This is a genomic window from Dyadobacter sp. CY261, from assembly GCF_021440085.1.
Lineage (GTDB): Bacteria > Bacteroidota > Bacteroidia > Cytophagales > Spirosomataceae > Dyadobacter.
The window spans coordinates 57555-80395 of the sequence record NZ_JAKCPW010000014.1; the positions used below are offsets into that span (position 1 = coordinate 57555).

The 22841-nt window shown below is 48.3% G+C and carries 16 protein-coding genes; 15 read left to right on the forward strand and 1 reads right to left on the reverse strand.

Annotated features, from left to right (window positions below; translation table 11 throughout):
* Positions 1-45 precede the first annotated feature (45 nt).
* From LZD49_RS29115 to LZD49_RS29135, 5 genes are all read left to right on the forward strand, one after another.
* A complete protein-coding gene (locus tag LZD49_RS29115; protein ID WP_234671457.1) occupies positions 46-990 on the forward strand; it encodes a glycosyltransferase family 2 protein in 945 nt (314 codons plus the stop codon).
* Between the two features lie 4 nt (positions 991-994).
* Positions 995-2464, forward strand: coding sequence for an MBOAT family protein (locus tag LZD49_RS29120; RefSeq protein ID WP_234671458.1), 1470 nt, complete (start codon positions 995-997; stop codon positions 2462-2464).
* A 92-nt stretch (positions 2465-2556) separates the two neighbouring features.
* Positions 2557-2937 (forward strand): co-chaperone GroES family protein, encoded by a 381-nt coding sequence (locus LZD49_RS29125; RefSeq protein WP_234671460.1) that lies wholly within the window; start codon positions 2557-2559, stop codon positions 2935-2937.
* Positions 2938-3118: 181 nt separating this feature from the next.
* Entirely contained in the window at positions 3119-4147 is a 1029-nt protein-coding gene (locus LZD49_RS29130; RefSeq protein WP_234671462.1) for an aldo/keto reductase, read from the forward strand.
* Positions 4144-5079 carry a polysaccharide deacetylase family protein gene (locus tag LZD49_RS29135; RefSeq protein WP_234671464.1) on the forward strand — a complete coding sequence of 312 codons (936 nt, stop codon included), beginning with the start codon at positions 4144-4146 and terminating at the stop codon, positions 5077-5079. The genes LZD49_RS29130 and LZD49_RS29135 overlap by 4 nt, the downstream gene beginning before the upstream one ends.
* Positions 5080-5142: 63 nt before the next feature.
* Here LZD49_RS29135 and LZD49_RS29140 read toward each other — a convergent pair whose 3' ends face one another.
* Positions 5143-5334 carry a cold-shock protein gene (locus tag LZD49_RS29140; RefSeq protein WP_234671466.1) on the reverse strand — a complete coding sequence of 64 codons (192 nt, stop codon included), beginning with the start codon at positions 5332-5334 and terminating at the stop codon, positions 5143-5145.
* 114 nt (positions 5335-5448) lie between these two features.
* On the opposite strand from LZD49_RS29140, the gene LZD49_RS29145 reads away from it, so the two are divergent.
* The 10 genes from LZD49_RS29145 (at position 5449) to LZD49_RS29190 (ending at position 22720) form a co-directional block, all read left to right on the forward strand.
* Positions 5449-6420: a YheT family hydrolase gene (locus LZD49_RS29145; protein ID WP_234671467.1), complete on the forward strand. Its 972-nt coding sequence runs from the start codon at positions 5449-5451 to the stop codon at positions 6418-6420.
* A gap of 242 nt (positions 6421-6662) precedes the next feature.
* Positions 6663-8570, forward strand: coding sequence for a phosphoglycerate dehydrogenase (serA, locus tag LZD49_RS29150; protein WP_234671468.1), 1908 nt, complete (start codon positions 6663-6665; stop codon positions 8568-8570).
* A gap of 78 nt (positions 8571-8648) precedes the next feature.
* Positions 8649-9722, forward strand: a complete 1074-nt coding sequence (locus LZD49_RS29155; RefSeq protein WP_234671469.1) for an aminotransferase class V-fold PLP-dependent enzyme — start codon at positions 8649-8651, stop codon at positions 9720-9722.
* A gap of 78 nt (positions 9723-9800) precedes the next feature.
* Positions 9801-10709: an Rpn family recombination-promoting nuclease/putative transposase gene (locus tag LZD49_RS29160; RefSeq protein WP_234671470.1), complete on the forward strand. Its 909-nt coding sequence runs from the start codon at positions 9801-9803 to the stop codon at positions 10707-10709.
* Between the two features lie 150 nt (positions 10710-10859).
* Positions 10860-11477 (forward strand): RNA polymerase sigma factor, encoded by a 618-nt coding sequence (locus LZD49_RS29165; protein ID WP_234671471.1) that lies wholly within the window; start codon positions 10860-10862, stop codon positions 11475-11477.
* A gap of 92 nt (positions 11478-11569) precedes the next feature.
* On the forward strand, positions 11570-12715 hold the full coding sequence (locus LZD49_RS29170) for a FecR family protein (protein WP_234671472.1): 1146 nt from the start codon (positions 11570-11572) through the stop codon (positions 12713-12715).
* A 215-nt stretch (positions 12716-12930) separates the two neighbouring features.
* Positions 12931-16425: a TonB-dependent receptor gene (locus LZD49_RS29175; RefSeq protein WP_234671473.1), complete on the forward strand. Its 3495-nt coding sequence runs from the start codon at positions 12931-12933 to the stop codon at positions 16423-16425.
* 17 nt (positions 16426-16442) lie between these two features.
* A complete protein-coding gene (locus LZD49_RS29180; protein ID WP_234671474.1) occupies positions 16443-18350 on the forward strand; it encodes a RagB/SusD family nutrient uptake outer membrane protein in 1908 nt (635 codons plus the stop codon).
* 27 nt (positions 18351-18377) lie between these two features.
* Positions 18378-19079 (forward strand): DUF3823 domain-containing protein, encoded by a 702-nt coding sequence (locus tag LZD49_RS29185; RefSeq protein ID WP_234671475.1) that lies wholly within the window; start codon positions 18378-18380, stop codon positions 19077-19079.
* A 50-nt stretch (positions 19080-19129) separates the two neighbouring features.
* Positions 19130-22720: a PVC-type heme-binding CxxCH protein gene (locus LZD49_RS29190; protein ID WP_234671476.1), complete on the forward strand. Its 3591-nt coding sequence runs from the start codon at positions 19130-19132 to the stop codon at positions 22718-22720.
* The last annotated feature ends 121 nt before the right edge of the window (positions 22721-22841 follow it).

Consider the following 22841-nt stretch of genomic DNA (forward strand, 5'->3'; position numbering starts at 1 on the left):
AAAGGTGTATTTTTGCCAGCATTGGTCATTGATAAACTTAGCATATTGAAAACTCCTCAAATTTCCATTGTCGCGCCGCTGTATAATGAATCTGAGACATTCCCACTGCTGGTACAACGTATCAATGCATTGATGGACGCCAGTCCGCTGTCGATTGAGGTGGTATTGATCGACGATGGAAGTAAGGATGATACTGCGCTTAAAGTGAGGCAAATAGCGCTGACTGACGAGCGTTATCATGGCGTTTTTCTTTCGCGTAACCACGGTCACCAGCTTGCATTGACGGCCGGAATTTCGGCTGCCCGTGGCACCGAGGCGCTATTTGTGATCGACGGTGACTTGCAGGATCCGCCGGAGCTCTTGCCGGAATTTTACAAATTGTTGCAGGAAGGTAACGATGTGGTTTACGCCGTTCGCAAGAAAAGGAAAGAGGGTTTTATAAAAAAAATGGGTTACTATTGGTTCTACCGCATTTTACGCTCCATTTCCTATGTAGATATCCCGCTCGACAGTGGCGATTTCGCACTGATCAGCCGGCGGGTGGTGAATGTACTGAACAAAATGCCTGAGGAAAGCCGCTATCTGCGTGGAATGCGTTCCTGGATTGGTTTCAAACAGATCGGCTATGAATACGAGCGCGATGCACGTGCGGCCGGGGAGTCTAAATACTCTTTCAAACAGCTTTTTGCGCTTGCTTACAACGGTATTTTTAATTTCAGCGAGTTCCCGATCAAGTTTATGAGCCGCGTCGGTATGATGGCCATTATTATATCGCTGATATACTTTGCAACGGTGGTAATTAAAAAGCTATTTTTTACCCACGTTATTGAGGGCTTTGCGGCCCTGCTCTTTGTGATTATTCTGTTCAGTGGTGTGCAGTTGCTGGCGCTGGGCATTATTGGAGAATATGTGCTCCGGATTTTTTTTCAATCCAAAAACCGTCCCCTGTTTATTATCAAGGAAGAAATAGTCAACCGGGAGTACATTTGACCTGATGGATTTTCATTCGATTCAATTTGCAGTTTTCTTTATAGTAGTCACGCTGGCCTATTTCAGCCTGTCATGGACTGGCCGTTGGGTGCTTTTGCTCCTCACCAGCTGCTATTTTTATATGGTTTTCAAACCGGTCTTCATCCTGATCCTGTTTGGTACCATTATTATCGATTACTATGCCGGGATTTGGATTGAAAAGTCGCAGGAACAGAAACAGAGGAAACTGCTGCTCGTTATCAGCCTGATCTCCAACATCGGCATTCTCGCATTCTTTAAATACTATGATTTTGTGCAGGATTCGGTGAATACGATTCTCACCAACCTGCATTTAAGACCTGCATTCCCCGCATTCACACGCCTCATTCCCGGCCCGATCGCGGAATGGATGACTACTGGGAGTGGCAAATTGCTGTTACCCATTGGTTTATCTTTCCATACATTCCAGGCCATGAGTTACACGATTGAAGTGTATCGTGGTAATCAGAAAGCCGAAAGGCATTTCGGGATTTACGCGTTGTATGTGATGTTTTACCCGCAGCTCGTGGCGGGCCCGATCGAACGGCCGCAGAATATGCTTTTCCAGTACCACTCGTTTTTTAAATACGATTTCGAGCAGGTAAAGGAAGGATTGATGCAAATGGCTTTCGGCTTCTTCAAGAAAATGGTGATCGCCGACCGCCTCGTTATGCTCGTGGATAATGCCTACAACGACCCGGCCGGGCATAATGGTTTGACCCTCGTTGTCGCCACTATTTTCTTCGCATTCCAGATTTATTGCGACTTTTCGGGATACTCGGACATTGCCATTGGTGCTGCGCGCGTGATGGGTTTCACATTGATGGAAAACTTCAAGACCCCCTACATTTCCAAATCCATTTCAGAGTTCTGGGGCAGATGGCACATTTCACTTTCGTCGTGGTTTAAAGACTATCTCTACATTCCCCTGGGAGGAAACAGGAAGGGCGAATGGAGCAAATACCGAAACCAGTTTATTGTGTTCCTCGTGAGCGGGCTCTGGCACGGCGCGAGCTGGAACTACGTAATCTGGGGAGCATTGCACGGTTTCTATCAGGTGGCGGCGTCTCTCCGCGACAAATGGCTGAAAAAAGCAGGGATCGAAATGCCTAAAAATGCGTTCATGAATGTCCTGAATACGGTTTTGACCTTTATACTAGTAACCATTACCTGGGTTTTCTTTCGCAACCATAAAGCGCCGGTTGGGCGGTCATTTCTAATTTTGCAAAAAATGGCTGGCTTCTCATTTTCCGAACCACTACAAACACCGTTGAACCATATAGAAATGTGGCTTTGTGTGGTACTGATCGTTTTCCTGCTGATCAAGGAGCACTATTATCTGAAAATACCTACACGGAATACGACCGTATTTTTCATGTTATTCCCACTGATACTGCTTGCCAACTATCTGCTGGGCGTAGTTTCCGAAAACCAGTTCATCTACTTCCAGTTTTAAAGGTGAAAGCAGCAAACATTTGCTCTTAATTATTTGTTACCATTTCTTGAAGGGCAACAGACGTTCTTATTACAGATTAAGTATCAATTACAATGTACGAAGTAACATCCGACAACAGGCTTAAAAGCCTGATCGTAGTAGGGGACCGCGTTTTGATCCGTCCCAAAAGTCCAAGCGATCGCACTAACAGCGGTCTCTACCTGCCTCCAACCGTCACTGAAAAAGAACAGGTGCAAACCGGCTATGTGATCAAAGTAGGTCCGGGCTATCCCATTCCCGTGGCCGTGGAGGAGGAGCCCTGGAAAGAGACGGAGGAAAAAGTAAAATATATGCCTTTGCAATCAAAGGAAGGCGACCTGGCCATTTACCTTCAGCGCAACGCCATTGACCTCGAATACGACGGCCAGCAATACGTAATCGTCCCGCAATCGGCGATTTTGATGCTGGAACGGTCGGAAGATTTGTTTGAATGAGGTTGATGACCGCTGACGGCCGACCGCGGACCGCCGATTGCAAACTTGTGACGGCGCTCGCAAAGAAAATGGCAGCAGACGGTCAATCGCAAGCCTGCCGCAACAAACTGACAAAAAGCGGCGGTCGGTGGTCGGCCGTCAGCGGTCAAAAATCCCAATCGCCACAAAAACGTAACAACGCATGAAATACAACTTTCTAGGCAACACCGGCGTACTCGTTTCCGAGCTTTGTTTCGGGACGATGACTTTTGGAGGGGATGGTTATTTTGAAGTGATTGGTAAGGTGCAGCAAGACGAGGGCATCGCGTTGGTGAAAACAGCGCTCGATGCAGGCATTAATTTCTTGGATACGGCCAATGTGTATTCCTATGGTAAATCAGAAGAGATACTGGGCCAGTCATTCAAGGCGCTCGGGGTGAAGCGAAGCGACGTGTTTATCGCTACCAAAGCTCGGGGCCGTATGGCATCGGGTGCCAACCAGGTAGGTCTGTCGCGCTTGCATATCATGGATTCGGTGAATGAGAGCCTTTCGCGCCTTGCTACGGATCATATTGATCTGTTCTACATTCATGGCGTGGATGAGGAAACATCGCTTGATGAAACCATGCGCGGCCTGGAAGATGTCGTGCGATCGGGTAAGGTGCGTTACCTGGGCGTGAGCAACCACGCGGCTTGGCAGATCATGAAGGCGAATGGGATTGCTGAGAAAAATGGCTGGACGAAGTTTGTGGCTTGCCAACATTATTACACTATTGCAGGTCGTGATCTCGAACGGGAACTGATCCCGATGATGAGGGACCAGAACCTTGGATTAATGCCTTGGAGCCCCCTGGCGGGAGGTTTTCTGTCAGGCAAATACACGCGCAACAGCGAAACGACTGGGGAAAACCGACGCGATAATTTCGATTTTCCACCGGTTGATAAAGAAAAAGCATACGACATTATCGACGTTATCCAGCCCATTGCGCAAGCACGCAGCGTTTCGGTGGCGCAGATCGCCCTGGCCTGGCTGCTGCATCAGCAAAGTGTCACCAGTGTAATTATTGGTGCAAAGAAACCGGAACAGCTTGCCGATAACATCGCAGCTACTCATGTGGTGCTGACAGCGGAAGAGCTCGATCAATTGAACAAAATCAGCGCATTGAAACCCGAGTATCCGCAATGGATGATCGAGCGGCAGGCGCGTGAACGTATTCCGGGTAAGCCATGAGAAGTCGCCTGATCTTTGCGCTGTTCTCCATCATCGGTTCGGCTGCTCTTGCCCAGGAGCGCAGCGTCGCCATTACCATCGATGATGTACCTAACGTTCATCTATATGCGTCGCACGGTAATTCATCCGGGTTACTTAAAAAGCTTGACTCGCTTAACCTGCCGGTGGCGATTTTTATTAATGAAGGAAATCTGAGGCAGAACAAAGCATTTGAAAAAAACAAAGAACTGCTTCAAAGCTGGATTTCCCGCAAATACATTACAGTGGGCAATCACAGCTATTCACATCCGAATTATGGTGAAATCGGGTTCGATGCATTCACGGCAGAGGTTTTGAAGGGCGAGGAACTGACGCGTAAAGTGGCTGAACAGGCTGGCAAAAAGCTGGAATACTTCCGGTTTCCGTTTAATGGAATGGGAAAAGACAGCGCCGAACAAACGCGCATGCAGAAATTCCTGACGGATCATCATTATATTTCAACACCTTTTACGGTCGAAAGTGAAGATTGGCTTTACACCCAGCTTTATGAAAAAGCCTTGAAGGAAGGTAAAATAGAAGAAGCCCGGGCCATTGGCAACCGTTATGTGGATCTCAGCCTGCAACTTTTCGAGTATTTCGATCGTGTAGCACAGGTAGCGGCGAAGAAGCCGGTGAAGCAAATTTATTTGTGTCACGACAACCAGCTGAATACCGATTATCTGCCGGTTCTAGTTCACAAATTGAGAGAAAAGCAATACCGGTTCATTAGTTTACAGGAAGCAATGGCCGATCCGGCTTATCAACTTCCCCTGCGGTATTATGGAAACGCAGGTTTTTCCTGGATTTACCGTTGGATAGAGAATGTCGATAACCGTCGCTCGCTTATGCGGATAGAACCCGTTGATAAGAAAGCTCAGCAGGCTTACGAGGCGATGACGAAAGGCAATAAATAGGCAAAGTAAAAAAGCACGTCTCTTGTTGAGCGTGCTTTCGAAATGTCCCTATTATGACTAAACTTAGATAACGCGAACGTTAACTGCGTTCAGGCCTTTTTTTCCATTTTCTACTTCGTAGGATACTTTGTCGTTTTCACGAATGTCGTCCTGAAGACCTGAAACGTGAACAAAAATGTCTTTCTCTCCATTTGATGGAGAAATGAATCCGTATCCTTTTGATTCATTGAAAAACTTAACTGTACCTTCTGCCATTAGTATTGCTCTTATATTTTGTAAAAACCAAATTTAGATATAAAAAGGAAATTTGCAATATTAAAGTTTAGGTTGATTAGAATAATTCCAAAATGTCAGAAAGCATTTAATTCCATGCCCTTAGTTTATCTTGAGAAGAAAATATCACCTAATTGGCTCCCTAATGGGCATTTTCAGAGCATTTATCCTGCGCTTTTCCGGCAGGTAAATGGTATAAAATATTTTCGTGAAAAAATTGTAACTCCCGATGATGACTTTCTGAATCTGGACTGGTCTTACGCCGAAAATGAAGGTGCAAAGCCGCTGGTAATCCTCTCGCACGGGCTCGAAGGAAACAGCACGCGCCAGTACATCACGGGGATGGTTAAAATCCTGAACCGCCACGGATTCGATTGTCTCGCCTGGAATTTCAGGAGTTGCGGCGGCGAAATGAACCAGACAGCCCGGTTTTACCACAGCGGTGCCACAGAAGATCTCGACGCCGTGATTCAATACGCTTTCAAAAAAGGTTATACCGACATCCGGCTGATGGGTTTCAGCCTTGGCGGTAACCTTACATTGAAGTACCTCGGAGAGACGGGGCGCAACACCGACGGCCGCATAAAAGGGGCGATGGTATTCAGCGTGCCAATGGACTTGAAAGCATGCAGCCTGGCCATTATCGAGCCTCGTAATCAGATATATATGCGCCGTTTTTTGAATACATTAAAACCAAAAGTGGTGGAAAAGGCGCGGGTTTTCCCGGAGAGGATCAGTCTCGACGATCACCGGCTGGTGAAGACGCTGTATGATTTTGATCATATCTACACATCACGTTTACACGGCTTCGATGGGGCGGATCACTACTACGCGCAATGCAGTTCCATGCACTTTGTGGAATCCATCGCAGTTCCCACGATGATCGTCAATGCGGAAAATGACCCGATTGTTCCTTTCAAAAGCTTGCCCATAGACATCATCCGTTCGCACACACACGTCTCACTTCTGGCTACGAAAGATGGCGGCCATTGCGGATTCCGCCCGGCCCAACTCATGGACGAATTCTACTGGTCGGAGAAGCAGGCCGTCCGGTTTTTGACACTTTAAAAACGGGTCTTAAACAACTCGTGACCATTTCGCAGGCAACTCCTGACGCTTTATCTGACCATTCCCGATATTTTCGACCCCTCTCGAATAGCACACGGTCAGAATTAAAACTGTTCCAAACATTATTTTGTTAGTGTCATATACCAACAGATTTGGTAATTTTGTGGCCTGTTTCAGACAGGTCGGACCCTTACAGATAAAAATTACGTCAACTCGATCATTTTTCAGTCATTTTCTGCTTCATGTCCACATTAACTCTCAATCCACCACCGTACATTATCATTGATTTCGACAGCACATTCACGAAAGTGGAAGGGCTCGACGAATTGGCCGCGATCGCTCTTAAAGGGCATCCGGAGCGTGATCAGATTGTTCAGAAGATTTCTGACCTGACCAACATGGGTATGAATGGCGAAATGTCGTTTGCGGATGGTCTGCGCCAGCGAATTGCCTTGCTGAAGGCCAACCGTTCGCACATTGAGGAACTGGTTTCTTTCCTGAGAACCAAGGTTTCGGATTCGTTCAAGCGGAATACGCAGTTTTTAACGGAGAATGCGGAGCAGATTTTTATCGTTTCCAGCGGATTTAAGGAGTTTATCGTCCCCGTTGTAACAGAGCTGGGCATCCTGGCTGATCATGTGTATGCCAATGAGTTCAATTTTGATGAGGACGGGAATATTGTGGGGATCGATGAGGAAAACGTATTGTCAATGGATGGCGGGAAGATCAAAATCCTTTCCGCGCTGAATTTATCCGGCGATGTTTATGCTATCGGTGATGGCTATACCGACTACGAGTTAAAGGCATCCGGCCTGGCCAACCGTTTTTATGCATTTACCGAAAACGTCGAACGTCCTAGAGTAACCGCCGTGGCGGATCATATTGCCACTTCTTTCGATGATTTTCTTTTTGATAATAAATTAAGCAGAAGTCAGTCTTATCCGAAAAGCAGGATCAAGGTATTGCTTCTTGAAAACGTTCACCCGGTTGCCCGCAAGGCATTCGAGTCGGAAGGTTTTAATGTAGAATTTGTAAAGGGTGCCCTGGATGAGGACGAGCTTTGCGAACGCATCAAGGACGTGTCCATTATCGGTATTCGTTCCAAAACGACCATTACCAAACGCGTACTCGAACATGCCAATCGTCTGATGGCGATCGGGGCATTTTGTATCGGTACAAACCAGATCGACCTGGACGAGGCTGCGAAAAAAGGTATTGCGGTATTCAATGCGCCATATAGCAACACCCGTTCCGTAGTTGAACTGGCTGTGGGCGAAATGATTCTGCTGATCCGTAATATCGTTGGTAAAAGCAACTCTATGCATAATGGTATCTGGGACAAATCTGCAAACGGAAGCTTCGAAATCCGTGGCAAGAAACTGGGTATGGTAGGTTATGGCAGCATCGGAACGCAGCTTTCCGTGGTTGCGGAAGCACTGGGTATGGATGTGTATTTCTATGATGCAGTTGAAAAACTGTCTATCGGAAACGCCAAGAAAGTAAGCACACTGGAAGAGCTGCTAGCGATGTCCGACGTACTGAGTTTGCACGTGGATGGCCGTAAGGAAAACAGTAACATGATTGGCAAACGCGAGTTTGATCTCATGAAAGACGGCGTGATTTTCCTGAACCTCTCACGAGGGCACGTGGTCGATATCAAAGCCCTTGCCGACGCCGTGAAAAGCGGAAAGGTAGCCGGTGCGGGTGTCGATGTATTCCCTAAGGAGCCGAAAACCAACGATGAAATGTTCGAAAGCGAGCTGCTGGGATTACCGAACGTAATCCTGACGCCGCATATTGGCGGGAGCACCGAGGAAGCACAGGAAAATATCGGTCATTTCGTGCCTTCCAAATTGCTGGAATTCATGAATAACGGTAGTTCGTACGGCAGCGTAAACTTCCCTGAGGTGCAATTGCCGAAGCTGAAAGACTCTCACCGTTTGCTGCACATCCACGCGAACGTACCGGGAGTGCTGGCAAAACTTAACCAGATCTTTGCGAAAAACAATATTAATATTACCGGCCAGTATCTCAAAACGAATGAGCATATCGGCTATGTAATCGTCGATATCGCCAAAGGTTATACAGAGGAATTTATCCAGGAAGTGAAAGAGGTAGAAGGAACGATCCGTTTCCGGATGCTTTACTAGGATTTGGTGTGAATGGTCATCTCTGTCAAGGCCGTCCATTCACTCATTTAGTCATTCACTCATTCACTCATTGACCTAATGTCATTAACATTTTTCACTCCGGGGCCTGCACAGTTATACCCGACGTTCGAGCAGCATTTGAAGGCATTCGTCGAAAATCAGCTCGGCTCGATATCACACCGCAGCCAACAGTACCGCGATCTGCATAAATTCACCGTAGACCAGCTGCGCACGCTGCTCGATGTACCCGATTCGCACGCTATCCTTTTTCTGGGTTCGGCATCGGAAGCCTGGGAGCGCATTTTATTCAGCACCGTGGAGCTGGAAAGCTTTCACCTGGTGAACGGCTCGTTTTCCAAGAAGTTTTACGATTACTCGAATGCATTGAACAAATACGCCCACAAGTTTGAGAAACCAATGGGCGAGGGGTTTACGGCATCCGAAATCGAAGTGCCTGAATATGCTGAATTGATCGCAACCACGCATAACGAAACCAGTTCAGGTGTGCAAATGCCGGTCGCTGAGATCCATAAATTAAAACAGAGGCATCCCGAGAAGTTTATTGCCGTGGATATGGTGTCATCAGCGCCTTACCCTGAGCTGGATTACAACCTTGTTGACACAGCGTTTTTTTCGGTTCAAAAGGCATTCGGTTTGCCTGCCGGCCTGGGCGTGTGGATCGTCAGCGAGCGCTGTCTGAAAAAAGCAGAATACATTCGCAATCAATATTCCATCGGCGCGCACAACGACCTGCCGACGCTGTGGAAGAATGCGCAGAATAACGAAACACCCGCTACGCCAAATGTGATGGGCATTTACCTGCTCGGCAAAGTCGCTGAGGATTTCAATCGCATCGGAGTGAGCAACATTCGTAAAGAAACAGAGCATAAAGCTGAATTGCTTTACAAATTTATTGAACAGGCACCTGGCTTTTCATTATTTGTGAAAGACAAAGCAATCCGCTCACAGACAGTGATCGTAGCAGATACTATTTCACTTTCGGCGGATATTATCAAGCAAATTAAAACAAAAGGAATGGTTATCGGCAGCGGGTATGGCGCCAACAAGTCTACCCAGCTTCGTATCGCGAACTTCCCCGCTACATCCGTAGAGGAAACGGAAAGATTGATCTATGAACTAGGCAAGCTCTGAAAAAATAGTTCTTGTAGAATAGTGTTACCAAAGGGGTGTCTGAACGTACAAATGTTCGGGCACCCTTTTCTTTTCAGCATGAAGCGGAACGACATTCTCTGGAAATCGATACTGGAAGACATTTTTGACGATTTTCTCCGGTTCTTCTTTCCCAACGCGGACACATTATTTGATCTCGAACGAGGATTCGAATACCTGGATCAGGAGCTCGACCAGCTTTTCCCGCCGGTAAGTGACGCGTGCGCTACCAGGTATGTGGATAAGCTGGTAAAGGTTTACTGTCGGTCCGGTGCGGAAGCCTGGTTACTTGTACACATTGAAGTACAAGGTTACCGCGACGATACTTTCGCTGACCGGATGTTTACCTATTATTACCGCATTTGGGACAAGTACCGTAAGCCCACTACCGCCTTCGCCATACTGACGGACGACTGTAAACATTACCTGCCCTACCAGTTTGAGCAAGCATGCCTGGGCACCAGCTTATGTTTTAAGTTTAACAGTTTTAAAGTGCTGGATCAATCGGAGGAAGTATTGTCGGAAAGTGATAATCCCTTCGCCCAGGCTGTGCTGATTACGAAGACAGCGCTCATCGGGAAAAGGCTTTCGGTAGAGGAGCTTTACCGTTTGAAAATTCAGTTGGCTAAAAGGCTTTTAAACCGTAATATTCCTAAATGGAAGATTGGAAGGTTAATGAATTTTTTGCAGTTTTATGTGAGGTTGGGAAACAGAGAACTGGATGTAGAATTTGATTTAGAAATAGATAGGGTGGTTGATCAAAACAAAATTCCTATGACATTTGAAGAAACTATTTTGATGATCGTAAAAGAGGAAGGATTGGAACAGGGAATATCGCAGGAACGCCTTGCTCGCAATACCGCCTTCGTCCGAAATCTCCTATGCGAAACGAAATTTAGCCAGAAGGAAATAGCCAGGCTGGTGGGCGTCACTGTCGCATTTGTAAGGGAAGTAAAGCGAAAATTATAGTAATAGAAATATGATAAGTTAGCTAAGCTGCCCCAGAAGGCAGCTTTTTGCATAAATAGCAAAAGCCGGACTACGATAGCCGGTGACCTCAATAGTATTTTAAGTATAAATTTTTAGCTTTATGCTTTCTTACGAAAACATAAAGACGCGGTGATTCATATTGCTACCTCAACGGGCGATACCAGGGACTATGAGCTATGGCAGCGGATTCGCATGGGTGATGAAATGGCCTTCACTGCGATTTTCGAAAAATACCACCGCACACTTTACAATTACGGCAGCAAGCTCTCGACAAACTCTTCATTGGTGGAAGACGCGATCCAGGATGTGTTTATCGATATCTGGCGGCTGCGTGCGAACCTCACCCAAAACGTTATTTCGGTTAAATTCTATCTCTACCGCGCATTGCGCCGACGTATCCACGTGGCGCTCGACAAATTTCCTTCCATGGAGGAAATAAGCGAGCTCGACGACGAGGAGATGCCCGCGAACCATACCCATTCCGAAGCGGTCCTGATCGAGATGGAATCATCTTCCATGCGGGCACAGCGCATTCACGAGTTGCTCAATCAACTTCCCGAGCGGCAGCTTGAAGCACTCACGCTTCGCTATTTCGACGATTTCAGCATTGAGGAGATCGCCGAAATTATGGGCGTCAATGAAAAATCTGTCCGTAATTTTATTTACAAAGCAATTACTTCCCTTCGCCAGAGCCGGGAGATTCTGCTTGTTTCTTCCCTGATTCTCTGGTTGTTACTATTTTTTTAAAATATTTCTTCAAAAAGTTTCATTTTGAAGAGGTCATTTCTGCATTTCGTCGCTCTTTACTATTGAACGACGATAACTGCATCCCGCGAACAATGAAGCATGATCCTTATTCTCTGACCGAACTGATCAGAAATGAAGAGTTTATCGCATGGGTAATGCATCCCGACGAGCTCAGCGACCGCAAATGGCAGGCCTTCCTGGAAAAACACCCGGGAAAGCGCAGTACGGTTGAGTCCGCTCGGGAGTACGTCATCTTGCTGGCGAAGGATACGGGAAGGCACCAACCAGATCAGAAGCAGAGCGACAGGATGTGGAGTGTTGTAGAAAGCCATATGCGCGACGATGCCCAGAAAACGGCGGAACCCGAGAAAGTGCCGGTTCTCAGGGTCACACACAGGCACGGGTGGCGTTGGATGAGGGTAGCTGCCTCGGCGGCATTGATCCTGAGCATTGGCTCGGTAAGTTACTGGTTTTACTACAAAAAAGCCGATGGGCCGTTGCGGGAAGCAGCTGCGCGCGAAAGCACCAAAATACCCTATACAATCCAAAAATATAATGATACCGACATGCCGATGACAGTTCTGTTGCAAGATGGAAGCTCGGTGGTGCTGCAACCCGGCGGAAGACTGAGTTACTCGGAGGGAGAAAATAAAAAGCGCAGGGAAGTTACATTGACAGGCAAGGCCTTTTTTGAAATCGTTAAAAACAAGCAGAGGCCTTTCTTGGTATACAGTTACGGCTTGGCGACGAAGGTGCTCGGTACCAGTTTCATGATTGACGCGACGTCCGAAAACAAGGATATCAAAGTAGAAGTCAGGACGGGTACAGTTTCAGTTTTTTCCATTAATAATCTTGACAAAACCCAAAAAGAAGCTGTTTTGGACAAACCCGAGCTGGAAGGCATTACGCTGAAACACGACGAAAGGATCGCATTTTCAAAAGAGAGCGGCAAGATCGTTCAGCTATCGGCACCGATTGCCGCGGCGTCGGATAAGGATGTTTCAAAACAACACTTTGTATTTGATGAAACGCCGGTTTCGGAAGTATTCCGGCTCCTGGAAAGCGCCTACAACGTCCGGATCGTGTACGACCGGGAAAAGATGGGCAGTTGCCCGCTGAATGCGACTTTGATCGGGCAGCCTTTGAGGGAAAAGCTCGAAGTGATCTGCAATGCGCTCGATGCGCAGTACGAAATGGCCGATAACCAGATAACGATCCTGGGAAAAGGATGTAAGTAGTTTTGACCCGACATATCAACAATGCCTTAAAACGCCGCCTATGACGTAACGTTACCCTATTGCCTAAAAATAAAAAAAGACCAGCCATGTTCCAGCATGACTGATCCTGAATTCCCCTCAGTAACGGACATTACTGCAACATCCATTTGGACAATGGATGAACCGGGGAAGATTTCGTTGAATAATCTCCTTAAACAACAAATTCATTCAAAAATATGAAAAAAGTTCGACGACCTGAAGACTTTCTCATCAAGCTCATGCGAATCACATTTATGCAATGTATGCTGGCTGGCCTGTTTGCAGGCATCACGTGGGCGAACGACGGGAGGGCTCAATCCGCATTGAGCCAGAAGGTTACCGTTGATATCCGGAATGAGGAGATCAAAACGATCTTTTCACAACTGGAAAAGCAGACCAATGCCAAGTTCATTTTTAGCTCAAAATTGATCCAATCGGACCGCAGGGCATCAGTGAAGGTTAAAAATGGTTCATTGTCGGCCGTCTTGGACGCCTTGCTGAAACCACTGGAGTTGCATTATAAGGTCAAGGACGATCTGATCGTGATTAAGCCCGACCATGCGTCGGCTGAACCGGTTTCGGAAGAAACGCCGTTGGTAGAAATCAGCGCTGCAACAGTGGATAAATCCATTTCAGGTGTTGTAAAAGACGAGGCCGGTGCTGGCTTGCCCGGTGTGAGTGTGGTATTAAAGGGTACGCAGACCGGTACTTCCACGGATGAAAAAGGTAACTTTTCACTCACACTTCCCGATGGGGAGCACTCGCTGATATTCTCCTTTGTAGGCTTCCTGTCCCAGGAAATAGTCGTTCCATCGGGCCAAAGTGCACTGGATATTACATTGAAAGTGGATAACAAGGCCCTTGAAGAGGTAGTAGTGGTAGGTTATGGTACACAAAGAAAAGAGTCGCTGACCGGCGCGATCGCCACGGTTACAAGTAAAGACATCGAGCGCGTTCACGGTGGTTCGACGGTGAGCTCAGGTTTGGCCGGTAAAATCCCTGGTGTGACATTCCGGATGCCGGATGGCCGCCCTGGCGCGAGCGCGAATATTCAGATCCGTAATATGGGTAGCCCGCTATTCGTGATCGACGGTATTCAGCAGGATGCAGGCCAGTTCAACAACATTTCGCCGAACGATATTGAAAGTATTTCGGTACTGAAAGACGCTTCCGCCGCCATTTACGGAGTTCGTGCAGCGAATGGGGTAGTGGTTGTGACGACCAAACGCGGTAAGATGGGTGCCAAAAATACGGTCAGTCTGGATGCTTACACCGGCTGGCAAAACTGGTCGCGCTTTCCGGATGTGGTAAATGATTCATACCAATGGATGCACGGCAAAGCCGAAGCTGAAATGAACCAGTACGGTAAAACATCGATCACGCAGGTCGAACTTGAAAAGTATCGCGCCGGTACAGAGCGTGGTTACCAGACATTTAACTGGAAAGATTTTATTGTGAAGAAGAATGCGCCGCTGCATTCGGTCAACCTGAATATGACCGGCGGCTCGGATAAAATCAACTACTACATTTCTGCAACACGCCTGAGCCAGAACTCGGTGTTGGGCCGGGAATTTACATTTGATCGTACTAACATCCAGAGCAATGTCGATGCCAAGATCACCGACCGCCTCAAACTGGGTGTGCAGATCAACGGTCGCATCGAGAAGCGCGACCAGCCCGGTATCCCCGGCTCGGATGACTACTGGCTGCCCCGCTTCGCGATCCTGCGTAACCGGCCATTCGAGCGTCCGTATGCAAACGATAACCCTGAGTATCTGAACGACATCAAGCACAATGAAACCAACTGGGCTTATAATAATAAGAAACTAGGCGGTTACTGGACGGAATATTGGCGTGTTTTGCAGACCAATTTCTCCGCTGAATATCAAATCCCGGGTGTGAAGGGGCTTTCCGCAAGAGGGATGTATTCTTACTACATCGCCGACCGCGTCATGAACGGACATGAGTACACCTATAAGGCTTACACATATAATCCGACCGACGATTCTTATACAGTGACCGGCGGCAGCACCAACCCCTGGCGCGAGCGCGGTACTAAAAAGGTTATGCGCAATGTGTATCAGGGTCAACTCGCCTATAACAATACGTTCGGGAAGCACACGATCGGCGCGACCTTCGTTTCGGAATGGCAGGATGAGCAGGTGCAGGAGCAATGGGTGCACGCTGTACCCAAGACCAACGTGCTCCCGCTGATCTACTTCCCGACTATGGACACGTATAATGATACTGATACCGAGCTTGCACGTATAGGGTATATCGGTAGGGTTAACTACGATTATGGCGGCAAATATTACCTTGAAGTTTCAGCCCGCCGCGATGCCTCGTGGAAGTTTGCTCCTGATCGCCGCGTGGGTTATTTCCCGTCTGCTTCTGTCGGTTGGAGGATTTCGGAAGAAAATTTCTTCAAAAAGGTGATCGGCGAGCGCAGTATTCTCGATGACTTGAAATTCAGAGCGTCCTATGGGATTCTCGGGGATGACAACATTCTTTTCGACAATGATCCCAACAGACCATTGAGCCCTTATGCCTATCTGCCTGGCTATGATTATAACAAAGGCAATGTGATCCTGAGCGGTAATGCTGTGGTGACTTCCCGCGATAAAGGGCAAATCATTAACAACATCTCATGGTTCAAAAGTAAGATATTAGACATCGGTGCCGACTTCTCTTTCCTCGGAACGAAGGTGACCGGTAGCGTGGACTATTTCTATCGCCTCCGTACGGGGCTTCTCGGACGTAAATACGACATTCTCGTTCCAAGTGAACTAGGCTATTCATTGCCTGACGAGAACGTAAACAGCGACTCGCAGCGTGGTTGGGAAGGTGCATTGGCCTACAATGGCAAGGCAGGCAATATCAACTATTCGATCGGCGGGAATGTCTCATTCTCCCGGACCCGGTTCGACGCGTCTTACAAGCCTATCTTCAACAACTCGTGGGACCGCTACCGTAACTCGAAGGAAGACCGTTACACCAACATTTTCTGGGGATTTGAATCGATTGGTCAGTTTCAATCGACACAGCAGATCGCGGAATATCCCGTAAATATCGATGGCCAGGGCAACCGTACATTGCTGCCGGGGGATTTGATTTACAAAGACATTAACGGCGACAATGTAATTAACGGACTAGACGAAAGGCCGATCGGCTACAATGCATCTGGTCAGCCTAATGTGAACTTCGGATTGAACTTCTCAGTAAGCTGGAAAGGCATAGGTTTCAATGCAGATTTCTCCGGCGGCGCGATGTATTCATGGAACCAGAATTACGAGCAGCGCTGGCCATACCAGAACGAAGGCGCTTTGAACAGTATTTTCCTTGACAGATGGCACCGCGCCGATCCTTTTGATGTAAACAGCGAATGGATCCCGGGCAAGTATCCTGCATTGCGGTACAACGATGGCGGACATATGAACTACAAAAACTCAACATTCTGGTTGCATAATGTAAAATACATCCGAGCCCGGACAATCGAGATTAGCTATTCGCTGCCCAAGTCGATCCTGGAAAAGCTTCGCCTGCAACGCGCCCGCTTCTATATCAACGGCTATAACCTATTCTCGATCGATAATGTGAAAGAGTATGGTATTGACCCTGAAATTGAGAACGATAACGGACTACAATTCCCGCAGAACAAGTTTGTGAACGTAGGCATCAACCTATCTATTTAAACCGATTGAATTCCAACATGAAAAAGATATTTCAAATATTATCGATTGCCGTATTGACATTGGGTTGGAGCTGCAATGACGACGATTTCCTGAACCGTCCACCGACCGGCCAGCTTTCGGAAGAGCAGATTTGGAATGATGAAGGCCAGGTACTCTCGGTGCTGGGTGACCTTTACAACCGCTATGTGGATCTTTCCACATTCAAAACAATCAATGACGTTCCGGGCTGGACAACGGTTGCTGATTTCAACGAGGCATTCTGGTCGGAGGCGGGTAGGTATAACAACTTTCAGAATAGCGGCTGGGATCTAAAATCATGGTCGACGTGGGATTATACTTACGTCCGTGAAATGAACCTGTTTATCCAAAAATGCACGGCCGCTGATAAGCTCAGCCCCGCGGTGCGCGACCGTTATCTGGCCGAGGCACGTTTCCTGCGCGCATCCTACTATTTCGAGCTCGTCAAAAGAATGGGCGGCGTGCCGCTGATCCTCGAACCAATGGCATACGATTACAGCGGCGATCCGACGTATCTGCAACATCCGCGTGCCAAAGAATCGGAGATTTATGATTTTATCATCAAAGAAGCCGAGGAAATCAAGGACAAGCTTCCGGCTACACCGGGCGAAAAATCGAGAGCTACAAAAGCAGCGGCATTGGCGATGGAGGTGAGAGCGGCACTTTATGCAGGTTCTATTGCAAAATACGGCGTGAACACACCCGCCGTTACATTGCCCGGCGGCGAAGTGGGTATCCCCGCCAGCGCAGCCAATAGTTATTACACCAAAGCATTGGCGGCAGCGAAAGAGATCATCTCCGGCAACGCGGGTGTTTATGCACTGTATACCAAGAAGCCTGATCTATCGGAAAACTTTGCCAGCATTTTTTATGATAAGGCTAATAATTCCGAAGTCATTTTTGTAGAGGATTTCAAACTGCAAAGCGGTAAAGTACATTACTTCACCGGCTGGAACCAGCCACGCTATGGTGCTGAGGAAGAGGAAGGCGGACGCATTAACCCATCGCTGAACTTCGTGGAAGCATTTGAAAAACTGGACAACACTTTCGCGTCGATCCCGACAACCAATGCGAACGGAACACCGATTTATTACAGCGACCAGACCGACATTTTCGCAGGCCGCGATGCGCGCCTGGCCGGAACGGTGATCCTTCCCGGAACTACATTCAAAAGCCGGAAAGTGGATATCTGGGCAGGCTACCAGCTTGGTAATGGCACGGTCATCAGCGGCGACGACCGAGGTGCGCAAAAAACGCTCCCAGGCAAAACGGTACCAGAGCAAGTCGTTGGTTTCGACGGACCGATCGACGGGTTTGAATTTACTGCACAAACCGGCTTTTATCTCCGCAAATACCTCGATCCTGTATTAGGTTCTGGCCAGCGCGGGGTGAACAGTGAGGTGTGGCTCGTTCGCTATCGCTATGCGGAAGTGCTTTTGAATGCAGCGGAGGCCGCATTTGAACTCGGCCAGGCTGCTGACGCGGCAGGTTATATGAACCAGGTCCGCGCCCGCGCAGGTTTGGTAAAGCCTTTGAAAGCATCGGAAATTAATTTCGATCGCATTGTGCATGAGCGCCGCGTTGAATTTGCATTCGAGGGACATTATCTCTACGACATGAAAAGATGGCGCATCGCACATCAGATCATGGACGGCAATGTGATCACCGCTGCCGAGCTTTCGAAAGACCTTGGTAAAGCGACGAAACGGAATACACAGCCATGGGGATTGTGGTCGTACAAAATCTACGATCCGGGCTCAGCGAATAATGGAAAATGGATTTACAAACCGGTGAAGTTAAGCCGTATCACCGGTGCCGACCGTTTCCAGCTGGGGAACTACTATTCGTACATCGACGATGCGATTATCAGCAACAACCCGAAGCTCGTCAGAAACCCGAACCAATAGGCCATCAAATTCAAACGATACGATATCATGAAAATTAAATTTCATATAATGCCGCTTGTGGCGATGGTTGCGCTCCTGTCGGCTTGTGACAAAGACAACTATACCGAGCCCAAATCGACGCTTTCGGGCCAGATCGTCTACCAAGGTGAGCCCATTGGTGTAGAGGAAGGCCAGGTGCGCTTGCAACTGTGGCAGCCAGGCTTCGGAAAACTGGCCGCCATCGACGCCCCGATCTCGCAGAACGGCTCTTATTCGGCATTGCTGTTCGATGGAAGTTATAAACTGGTTTTTCCAAGAAACCGGGGGCCATTCAAAACTATTGCCAAAGACGCGACCGCCAAAGACACGCTGTTTGTGAGTCTTTCCGGAAACCAGAAGCTGGATGTGGAAGTAATGCCTTACTATATGATCCGCACGCCGCAGTTCAGCGGGGGCGAAAGCAAGGTCAACGTTTCGCTCAAACTCGAAAAAATCCTGACAGGCACCGAGGGTAAAGACATCGAAAGGGTATCATTGTATGTGAACAGAACCGATTTCGTGGCGCGCGCTACCAATGTAGCCGTGACGGATGTGGCGGGAGCCGATGTCAAAGATTTAAATGCTATTAATATTACTGCCAACGTGCCCGCACTTTCGCCCGCGCAAAACTTTGTTTTCGCAAGGGTGGGCGTGAAGATCAAGGATGTAGAAGACATGGTTTTTTCGCCGGTTCAGAAAGTCAATCTATAAGGGTTCAGCCCTGCATTAAAACCGAAACTTTTCTTTAAAAGCCAATTTGAATGAGGAATTCCATTGCACTCCTGCTTGTCGGGCTTATGGCGCTGGCATGTGCAAAGAGTAAAACCGGGGTGTCGGCCACCGGAACGCCGGTCGTCAAGGCCGACGTTTCCAAAGGTCGGCGCGCCGAGGTATTATTTCTGGGGCATAACAGCAAACACCACGATTCGGGCAAATATGCGCCCTGGCTGGCGGTTAAGCTTTTTAAAAGCGGCATTAACATGTCGTACACTACAGATCTGAACGACATTAATCCCGAAAACCTAAGAAAGTACGACGGGCTAGTCATCTACGCTAACCACGATTCTCTGTCGCCATTGCAGGAAAGCGCTATGAAAGCATTTGTGGAAGGAGGTAAGGGGCTTATTCCAATCCATTCGGCTTCGGGTTGTTTCAGGAATTCGTCATGGTATATCAAAACGATAGGCGGCCAGTTTGCTTCCCACAAAACGGGCTCATTTCAAAATACTATTCTAAAACCGGAACACCAGGTCATGAAGGGCATCACTGCCTTTCAGACCTGGGACGAAACTTACGTTCACAAAAACCTGAACCCAGACAAGATTGTGCTCGGCGAGCGCGTGGAGGGCCGCCCGGAGGGCCGCCCGGAGGGTGATGTGCACGAGCCTTACACCTGGGTGCGCAACGAGGGCAAAGGTCGCGTCTTCTACACGGCATATGGACATGAAGACAGCACCTGGACCAACAAGGGCTTCCTTGATCTGGTAAGAAACGGCGTGCTTTGGGCTGTGGGCAATGATGTACAGGCTCAAATCGCTGCATTAAATTTGCCTGATGTGGATATTTATGGATCGGACACCATTTCGCACTACACCAAACGACATGTCGTGCCCAAAATACAGGAATCGCTTTCACCAGCCGAATCCAACAAGCTGACGCAGGTCCCGGCCGATTTTGAGATCCAGCTCTTTGCCTCCGAACCCGACATTACCAATCCCATTGCCATGGCCTGGGACGAGCGTGGGCGTCTCTGGGTGGTCGAATCAGTCGATTATCCCAACACATTCAAGGAAACCGACGGTGCGGCCAATGATCGCATCAAGATTTGCGAGGACACCAATGGCGATGGTAAGGCCGACAAGTTCACCGTTTTTGCCGACAAGCTGAATATTCCCACCAGTATGGTATTCTCGAATGGAGGTATAATCGTATCCATGGCGCCGGATTTCGTATTTATGAAAGACACCAATGGCGACGATGTGGCCGACGTGCGCGAAGTGGTTATGACAGGTTGGGGCAAAAACGACACCCACGCCGGGCCATCTAATCTGCAATATGGTTTTGATAATAAAATCTGGGGCGTGCTGGGTTACTCCGGGTTTAATGGTACTATCGATGGGAAGAAAATGAGCTTCTCACAGGGAGTTTACCATTTCAGCCCGGATGGTAAAAATTTCGAATACCTTGGGAGCAGCAGTAACAATACCTGGGGACTGGGAGTAACCGAGGATAACAACGTCTTCCTATCGACTGCTAACAACACACACAGCGCATTCTATTCCATGCCGGGGCGACTCATGCAACGCACTTTGGGTGAAGAGCAGCCATCCGTACAAGCCGTTCAGAAAATCGACGGCCATTACGATGCGCACGCTGTAACACCCAATTTGCGGCAAGTCGATGTGGTAGGAGGGTTTACTTCCGCCGCAGGCCACCATTTTTACACCGCCCGCAACTTTCCAAAGGAATACTGGAACCGCGTGGCGTTCGTAACTGAGCCGACCATCCGTTTAGTACATAAAGCCATTCTCGAACCTGATGGGGCCGGTTTCAAGGAAAAAGACGGTTGGAACTTCATGGCAAGCTCCGACGAATGGTTCGGCCCCGTTCAAGCCGAGGTAGGTCCGGACGGCGCGGTATGGATCGCCGATTGGTACAACTTCATTATTCAGCACAATGTGTTTGTACCTGCGCAATCGCCTTCGAAATTTATCCTGCCATTTGAAGAGCAGCCTCACGGCCCCGGTAATGCATTCAGCAGCCCCATGCGTGATCTGAACCACGGGCGGGTTTATAGGGTGGTTTATAAAAATAGCAAGAAGTCGCCTGCACTGAAACTGTCAAAAGACGATCTGCCCGGCCTTATCGCAGCATTAGAAAACGACAATATGTTCTGGCGCATGACCGCCCAGCGTTTACTGGTAGAGTCGAAAAAGCTATCCGTTCTGCCGGATTTGTACAAGATCATTAATAATCCGAAAGTGGATGAAATTGGTTTGAATAGTCCAGCCGTGCATGCATTATGGACATTACACGGCCTGGGTGTGTTTGACGGTTCGACGGTCGACGGCTCGAATGCGGAGGCTCTGCAAGTTGTGAGCAAAGCCCTGAGCCATCCCGCAGCTGGCGTTCGTAAAGCGGCGGCAAGTGTATTGCCAAGGCAGGAACAAAGTTTTGAAATACTTGAAAAAGGCTTAAAAGACGTCAATCTGAACACCCGACTGAGCGTATTCGTGGCATTGGCAGAGTTACCGGCTTCTGAAAAGGTAGGAGCGGCCATTTATCAGGCATCCCTAGACGAACGGAATGCGAAAGACCAATGGTTATCCCGCGCTATCCTTGCCGCTGCCATCAAGCATGAAAAAGGCTTTCTGGCAGCCGCAGGCAAGCATTCGCAGCCATCAGTATTCACAGCACAGGTAACGGAGGCATTGAGCAAAGAGATTTATCCATTAGGAAGAAGAAATACATTGCAATTCCCGCCGGATGTTTCAGGCAAAGAGATCACGATCCGCGCTACGGTTATCAAAGGCCGTGACCGCGCACTGCAGGGTTTTATTGCCGGGCAAGGCGGAAAGGACGGAGGTTACGCGCTGTATATCCAGGACGGAAAGCTGATCATGGCCGTCAAACAGCACGGCACGCTCAGCCAGGCGGCCACGACCGGTACATTACCCGATAAATTCGACGTGGTAGCGAGCCTGACACAAGGCGGAAACATTCGTATTGATATTGACGGAAAAGAAGCTGCCAGCGGTAAGGCGCATATGCTTTTCAATGCACCACTGAGTAACTCCCTGCGTACTGGCGAGGATATGGAAGGCGAGGACAGGATCGGTGATTACGAAGGTCGTTTTGGTTTTGTTGGAAACTTTCAAAAGGCATCCTTAGCACTCAATCGCCCGAGCGAAGGCGGAAGCAATGCCGTTTCCACCACGAAAACGGCTTCGAAAACAGCCGTGTCTGATGCGACGGTGATTGAGCTGAAAGTGGAAAAGGAAATCATGCAATACGACAAAAAACTGCTTACTGTGAAAGCCGGTCAGAAAGTGGTAATCAACCTTGAAAACCCGGATGGGATGCAGCATAACCTGCTTATTATCAAACCAGGCACATTGCAGAAAGTAGGGAAGGCCGCGGACGAACTTCTTACAAATCCGAAGGCTGCTGAAATGCAATATGTTCCGAAGATCCCGGAAGTGTTGTATTCCACCAAGCTGGTCAACTCCGGTGAAACGGTAACCCTGGAATTCACGGTACCCAACGAACCGGGCGATTATCCTTACGTATGCACATTCCCCGGCCACTGGCGCGGTATGAATGGGATATTGAGGGTGGTAAAGAGTTTATGAGTTGATGAGTTTAGAGTTTATGAGTTGCAGATTAAATGCTCAATCCATTGATGATACCTCAAAAGCTCACGGATACTTTAAACTCATAAACTCTGTACTCATAAACTCTAAACTCCTAAAC

Bases quoted from the DNA above. Each gene is read 5' to 3' on its own strand.
- LZD49_RS29140 (WP_234671466.1), bottom strand. From the start codon at position 5,334: ATGGCAGAAGGTACAGTTAAGTTTTTCAATGAATCAAAAGGATACGGA.
- LZD49_RS29145 (WP_234671467.1), top strand. From the start codon at position 5,449: ATGCCCTTAGTTTATCTTGAGAAGAAAATATCACCTAATTGGCTCCCT.
- LZD49_RS29170 (WP_234671472.1), top strand. From the start codon at position 11,570: ATGAAGCATGATCCTTATTCTCTGACCGAACTGATCAGAAATGAAGAG.
- LZD49_RS29185 (WP_234671475.1), top strand. From the start codon at position 18,378: ATGAAAATTAAATTTCATATAATGCCGCTTGTGGCGATGGTTGCGCTC.
- LZD49_RS29125 (WP_234671460.1), top strand. From the start codon at position 2,557: ATGTACGAAGTAACATCCGACAACAGGCTTAAAAGCCTGATCGTAGTA.
- LZD49_RS29190 (WP_234671476.1), top strand. From the start codon at position 19,130: ATGAGGAATTCCATTGCACTCCTGCTTGTCGGGCTTATGGCGCTGGCA.
- LZD49_RS29135 (WP_234671464.1), top strand. From the start codon at position 4,144: ATGAGAAGTCGCCTGATCTTTGCGCTGTTCTCCATCATCGGTTCGGCT.
- LZD49_RS29155 (WP_234671469.1), top strand. From the start codon at position 8,649: ATGTCATTAACATTTTTCACTCCGGGGCCTGCACAGTTATACCCGACG.
- LZD49_RS29160 (WP_234671470.1), top strand. From the start codon at position 9,801: ATGAAGCGGAACGACATTCTCTGGAAATCGATACTGGAAGACATTTTT.
- LZD49_RS29130 (WP_234671462.1), top strand. From the start codon at position 3,119: ATGAAATACAACTTTCTAGGCAACACCGGCGTACTCGTTTCCGAGCTT.
- LZD49_RS29180 (WP_234671474.1), top strand. From the start codon at position 16,443: ATGAAAAAGATATTTCAAATATTATCGATTGCCGTATTGACATTGGGT.
- serA (WP_234671468.1), top strand. From the start codon at position 6,663: ATGTCCACATTAACTCTCAATCCACCACCGTACATTATCATTGATTTC.
- LZD49_RS29175 (WP_234671473.1), top strand. From the start codon at position 12,931: ATGAAAAAAGTTCGACGACCTGAAGACTTTCTCATCAAGCTCATGCGA.
- LZD49_RS29120 (WP_234671458.1), top strand. From the start codon at position 995: ATGGATTTTCATTCGATTCAATTTGCAGTTTTCTTTATAGTAGTCACG.